The following is a 3,586-nucleotide window of genomic DNA, read 5'->3' on the forward strand; positions in this document are numbered from 1 at the left end:
TATCTTTGTTTTTATATATCTAAATCCTTGCTATTGCAAGGGTTTTAGCTGTTTTTAACGTAAAAAAGCAATGACCCCCTCTTTTCTGATATAATTGTTGTATCTAACTCAACAAAAATCCCAAAAGAAAGGTATCATTGTGAGTACAATTATATCAATGTTAGTTACATATAATCAAGCAATTACTTATTTTTATTGCGAAAAATATACCTCTTAGTGAACCGAAATACAATATGACAAGCCCTAAATACAAGAAACTTACTGTAGATAAATTACCTATCATAAAGACCTTTAAAAAACTTGATTACAAACAACTATTAAGTGAGTATAAAACTACTAATAGTAAGGAAATGAAGCCTGTCAATCCTCGCGGTAAAAACCCTGTAGACCTAGATACTATATGTCCTAAGTGTAGTGCTCCTCACAACTATATCTACGATAACACCGGTGGCCGTGGGCAGCTTTCGTGCAATATTTGCAAGCTGAATTTCAGTAAAAACAAGGTTGATCTAAAGACTGAGAGATTACATTGCCCATTTTGCGGACAAGCCCTAAGTAAAAAGAAATACCGCAAGATTTTTTTTATCCATAAATGTGTTAATAAAAATTGTAGTTTTTACCTTAATTCTCTTGCAAAACTCTCACTGGAAGACATTAAAGAATACAAGAAAGATAGACACCGATTTAAGCTACATTACATTTATCGTGAGTTTACCACTAATTATTTTGATACGGTGCCAAAAATACCACGCTGAGTATAATTCAGCGTGGTATTTTTAAAAGTATTTATTCTAATATGTCTATCATACACCAGAATTTAAAGGCTCTTTGTTTCTATAAAACTTAGTAGTCAATTTAGATACATTTTTTACCAATACAGAAACCATCTCTTAGCTTGTTAGTACCTTTTTTTAAAACATCCTTGACACAGGTACCAGTTTACTTTAAGCTCCTTTTTATTTCTGCGCATACCCCTACTACTTATGCTTTATTTCTATTGAATATACATGAATTACCTTCATTTCCTCTGCATTTACCACAAGAAATGCACTTTGCCTTACTCTTATCTTCTCCACTCCATCTATTTATTAAATCTGGTTCGCATAAGAACGGTCTAGATATTGAAAAATATTGAATTTTAGTATTGTTCAATATCTCTTCCATTAAGTTAATATGCCTATTGCCGCCAACTAAAATGATAGGCACGTTTACTTCATTCGCAATCTCTGTAGCATATTTTCTAAAATAAGATTCTTTTTCTAAATATATAAGTCCTTTTTCTCTTACAGTTTTATCTTCTGTTTTCGATCCCACAACCCCGCTAATTTCTATAGCATCTATGCCAAGCTCTTCTACTCTCTTACATACATACTTACAATCCTCAAGAGTAAAGCCATCTTCTATAAAATCAGAACAATTAATTTTAATTAACACAGGGAAATCTTTGCCTACTTTTTCTCTCACTGCTGTCAGTGTTTCAAAAATAATTCTCCCTCTATTTTCAATACTACCGCCGTATTCATCAGTTCTTTTGTTGTAGTGAGGGCTTAAAAACTGGCTGTAAATATATCCATGGGCAGCATGAAATTGCACCCCATCAAAGCCTGAATTTTTAGCTCTAAGAGAAGCCTCTGCAAAACTTTCAATAAGATTTTTTATATCTTCCCTTGTAGCTTCTTTAGGTTTAACTCCATATATACTATGAGGTACAGAAGAGGGGCCTAATATTATTCTCTCACCCACATTAAAATTAGTTTGAGAGCCACCATAAGCAATTTGCAATATTATATTTGTATCAAACTTATGAATTTTATCAGTAAATTCTTTATATTCTTCAATAAATGAATCGTCATAAATCCCCATCATCCCTGGATTTGGCTGTTCATCTTCTGTAACAAATGCATATCCTGTAATTATTGTGCCTACTCCACCTTTAGCAAGCTCCTCATATACCTTATATAGTTTCTCTGTCATATGCCCTTTATCATCTGCCATGGCCTCCCATGTAGCAGATCTAAAAAATCTATTTTTTAGATTCATGTTGCCTAAAGTTGTATTACTAAACAAACTCTCCATATTCCCTCCATAAATTCTTTTTTGTATTCTACTTAAATAATTCCCTAACATTTTTTAGTTCCTGACGAATTGGAATACCTTGTGGGATAATTTGCCTCAGGTTTAATTCTTCCATATTTTATAGCAACTTTCTATATAGCAAACCCCCACACACTTATAAATAATTTAGTATTTTTTAAAAAGAAGCTTTATATATATTTAGTACATCCTGTGCATCTAAAGGTTTGAAGCTTCCAAGTTTTCCACGTACAGTAGCTTGTTTTGCCATTTCTTCTAGTTTTTCTTCCTTAATTCCAACTTCTCTTAAGGTGGTAGGTATTCCTAATGATACAAAGTGCTCTCTTGTCTTTTTAATAGCATTATGAGCTATTCCATATTTGTCACCACTGGCATCAAGTCCCCAAACATTAACTCCATATTCAACAAACTTGTTTACTGTATTATCATTTAGTGCATACTCCATCCAATGTGGTGTTAAAATTGCAAGACCAACTCCATGAGTGATATCATAGAATGCACTTAACTCGTGCTCCATTCCATGAACACTCCACTCTGTTTCTTTTCCATAACTTAATAGGCCATTTATAGCAAGACTTGAGGTCCACATTAAGTTTGCTCTTGCTTCATAATTTTCAGGATCAGCAATAGCTTTTTCACCATAATTTATACAAGTTTTAAGAAGTGCTTCTGCCATCCTATTTTGAACATAAGCTTCTTTTGTATTACTAAAGTATACTTCAAAAATATGACTCATTATATCAGCTGTACCTGCTGCTGTTTGATTTGCAGGCACTGAAAATGTATAAGTAGGGTCTAATATTGAAAACTTAGGTGCCATATCTTTATTACCAGTGGCTAATTTTTCACTAGTTTCTAGATTTGTAATTACTGCTACTGCATCCATTTCAGAACCTGTAGCAGATAATGTTAGTATAGTTGCAATTGGAAGAACTTTATTTATTTTTCTTGGATCAAGTACAATGTCCCATGCATCACCATCATAATAATAGCCAGCTGCTATTACCTTTGAGCAGTCAATTACACTTCCTCCACCTACAGCAAGTATAAGTTCTACTTTATTTTCTCTGCATATTTCAATCCCTTTTTTTACGCTTGATGTTCTTGGGTTAGGCTCTACACCTGATAACTCGAAGAAGTTTATTTCATTTTTGTTAAAAATATCTGTAATTTCACCATATAATCCGTTTTTCTTTATGCTACCACCGCCGTAAACAAGCAAAACTTTAGAACCATACTTCTTTACGTTTTCTGCAAGTTGATCTATTTTATCTTTTCCAAAAAATACTTCTGTCTGTATTGAATAATCAAAATTTAACATTTTATAATCCCCTTTATTTTAAAATTAGTTTTTTTATCTGATATAATTTATAACATCTTTATTTCTCTTTGATGGACCTAAAATACTATCACTCGCTTTATGTCCTATGGCTACAGCATAAAATGGTTTATATCCATTAGGCAGTCCTAATTTTTTAACTTCATCACTAAG

At 32.5% G+C, this 3,586-nt stretch carries 3 protein-coding genes; 1 reads left to right on the plus strand and 2 read right to left on the minus strand.

The annotated features are described in order from the left end of the window. The first annotated feature begins 233 nt into the window (after positions 1-233). The gene (locus ACJAX4_RS22900) at positions 234-755 is read left to right on the plus strand and encodes a hypothetical protein (RefSeq protein ID WP_435791750.1); all 522 of its coding nucleotides are present in this window, start codon (positions 234-236) and stop codon (positions 753-755) included. A 226-nt stretch (positions 756-981) separates the two neighbouring features. Here ACJAX4_RS22900 and ACJAX4_RS22905 read toward each other — a convergent pair whose 3' ends face one another. Next, positions 982-2,076, minus strand: coding sequence for an NADH:flavin oxidoreductase (locus ACJAX4_RS22905; protein WP_435791751.1), 1,095 nt, complete (start codon positions 2,074-2,076; stop codon positions 982-984). 175 nt (positions 2,077-2,251) lie between these two features. Continuing rightward, positions 2,252-3,415, minus strand: coding sequence for an iron-containing alcohol dehydrogenase (locus ACJAX4_RS22910; protein WP_435791752.1), 1,164 nt, complete (start codon positions 3,413-3,415; stop codon positions 2,252-2,254). Positions 3,416-3,586 lie beyond the last annotated feature (171 nt).

The sequence above is a fragment of the Clostridium sp. genome, from assembly GCF_051278035.1.
In the GTDB taxonomy this organism is placed as follows: Bacteria; Bacillota; Clostridia; order Clostridiales; family Clostridiaceae; genus Clostridium_AD.